Here is a 2566-nt window from a genome sequence, read left to right as displayed (position 1 = left end):
CACCATCGCGTCCATCCGGCAGCAGCGGGCGCCGGGCCGCCGACCGGGTGGCACCGAGCGCAGGACTAGGCCGCGCCAGTGACGCTTGGCAAGCCGACGCGCGGGAGTCGGGAGAACGTGGAGGAGCGGCCGTTGCCGGCACACGTTCCCTTGTCCCGACGCTGTTGGGCGGATCTACGGGGAGCCGCCTGCCGCGGATCTCGTACTGCCCGCGGGTCCTTCGCCGCGCCCGCACCGCCCCCGGCTCCTACAGGAGGTCCCGCATGGGAGGATCTGCCCTTCCCCGCACCGTGAGACATCTGTACCGGACGGCTTGCGTGATAGCGGCGGCTGCGCTGATAACGCCTCTGCTGGGCAGTTGGCCGCTGGGCGGTCCGCACGACCGGGGTTCCGCGATCCGGCTGCAGCGGGCCTTTTCCGACGCAGCCGCCGAGTTCCGGGTGCCGCGGAGCGTGCTCCTCGGCGTGTCGTACATGGAGTCCCGGTGGGACGCGCACGCAGGCGCTCCGAGCGTCATCGGCGGATACGGGCCGATGCACCTCACCGACATGCACGCGGCCCTGGCCGGAGCACCGGGCGGTGCGGTGGACCGCGCCGCGCCAGGGCGGTCGGCGTCGTCGGCGGACCCACCGGCCTCCCAAGGCGCGCTGACAGCGAAGAAAGGTCCTTCTCGGCAGTTGGCGACGCTGGAGCGAGCTGCCGGACTTCTACGTGTTCCGTCGGTCAGGCTGCGTACCGACGCCGTCGAGAACATACGCGGCGGCGCCGCGCTCCTGGCGGCGACGCAGCGAGAGCTGGGCAGGCCGCTCGGTGCGGATCCGGCCGAATGGTGGGGAGCGGTGGCGCGCTTCTCCGGGTCGACCGACAGCGTGACCGCGGCTACGTATGCCGACAACGTGTTCGAGGTGATACGTAAGGGTGCGCAGCGCACCACGGACACCGGGCAGCGGGTGACCCTCGCGGCGAGCCCCGGAGTGCGACCGGGCGCCAGGGAGAGGGAGGCCGTACCGCCGCATGAAGCGTCGGCGCCCGGGAACAGCCCCGACGCCAATGCCAAGAGCGGTGCCGGCACCGGGGTCGAGTGTCCGGCGACCCTCGCGTGCGCTTGGCTTCCAGCCCCGCGCGTGCTGTACGGCGACGATCGGTACGGCAACCATGACGTGGCCGACCGTCCCAAGGACCAGAAGATCGAGTACGTCGTCATCCACGACACGGAGGACACCCAGAACACCATGTTCCAGACGGTGCAGACTCCGTCCGAGGCGTCTTGGCACTACACGATCAGCTCCGGCGACGGCCGGGTGACACAGCACCTCAGAACCAAGGACATCGGCTGGCACTCCGGAAACCAAGACGTCAACGCCCGCTCGATCGGCGTCGAGCACGAGGGGTTCCTCGCCCAGCCGGACACCTGGTACACGGAGCAGATGTACCAGTCGTCGGCCCGCCTGGTGTCGTACCTCGCCAAGAAGTACGCCATCCCGCTGGACCGGCAGCACATCATCGGCCACGAGGACGTGCCCGGCCCCACGACCGCCAGCATCCCCGCCATGCACGAGGACCCGGGCCCCTATTGGGACTGGCGGCACTACTTCGACCTCCTGGGGGCACCCCTGCGCGCGACGGCCGGCCCCAACAGCGAACTGGTGACCGTCCTTCCCGACTTCGTGACGAACAGGCCGACATATACGGGGTGCACAGGGGAGGCCAAGCTGTGCGCCCCGCACGGATCCAGCGCCGTGCGTCTGTACACCGAGCCGAGTGAGAGTGCCCCACTGGTGCAGGACATGGGCAAGCGTCCTGACGGCGAGGACTCCACGATCGGCGTCTACGACATGACGTCACGCGTCTCCACGGGGCAGACATACGCGGTCGCCCAGCGGCGCGGCGACTGGACGGCCATCTGGTACCTGGGCCAGAAGGCATGGTTCAGGAACCCGTCGGCGCACCCCACAGCGGTCGGCAGCGTCGGCCGCATGGTCACGCCCAAACCCGGACTGTCCGACATCCCCGTGTACGGACGCGCCAACCCCGAGGAATTGGCGTACCCCGACGGCACCGCCGTGCACCCCGACTCACCACTCCCCTACAAGTTCCTCGCGGGCCAGCGGTACGCGACCCCAGGCACCGTCAGGGGCGAGCACTTCGAGCCCTCGGACGTCGACAGCGCCTCGCCCGGCCGATTCGTGAAGGGACAAGCCCTGTACTACGAGATCCAGTTCGGCCACCGACTGGCATATGTCCGGGCGGACGACGTGGACGTGGTACGTGCCACCGCGTAGAGCCGGCACCCTGCGGCGGCCGGGTGGGATCGCCCGTGTCGCTTGCGAGTTGCGATGCCCGCGCCCGGCCGCGGTCACCGACGTTCACGAGGTCCGCATGGGCGGCCGGAATAGGGCCCGGCCCCGTGAGGTTGACCCCGGTGACAGGCGCATGCACGTGCATGGAAATCTGGAGGGTCAGCCATGAAGATCGGTATCATCGGCGCGGGGAACATCGGCGGCAACCTCACCCGGCGGCTCACCGCCCTCGGGCACGACGTCGCCGTCGCCAACTCCCGCGGCCC

Annotated in this window: 2 protein-coding genes; both read left to right on the top strand. The window is 70.0% G+C overall.

What is annotated here, in order from left to right; translation table 11 throughout:
• Positions 1 to 1124 precede the first annotated feature (1124 nt).
• Positions 1125 to 2282: a peptidoglycan recognition family protein gene (locus tag GT030_RS37510; RefSeq protein ID WP_346009817.1), complete on the top strand. Its 1158-nt coding sequence runs from the start codon at positions 1125 to 1127 to the stop codon at positions 2280 to 2282.
• Positions 2283 to 2465: 183 nt separating this feature from the next.
• The coding region (locus tag GT030_RS35100; RefSeq protein ID WP_161204528.1) for an NAD(P)-binding domain-containing protein at positions 2466 to 2566 on the top strand (101 nt) is incomplete at its 3' end.

The sequence above is a fragment of the Streptomyces sp. SID1328 genome (genome assembly GCF_009865595.1).
In the GTDB taxonomy this organism is placed as follows: Bacteria; Actinomycetota; Actinomycetes; order Streptomycetales; family Streptomycetaceae; genus Streptomyces; species Streptomyces griseoluteus.
This window is presented reverse-complemented; position numbering and strand designations above follow the sequence as displayed.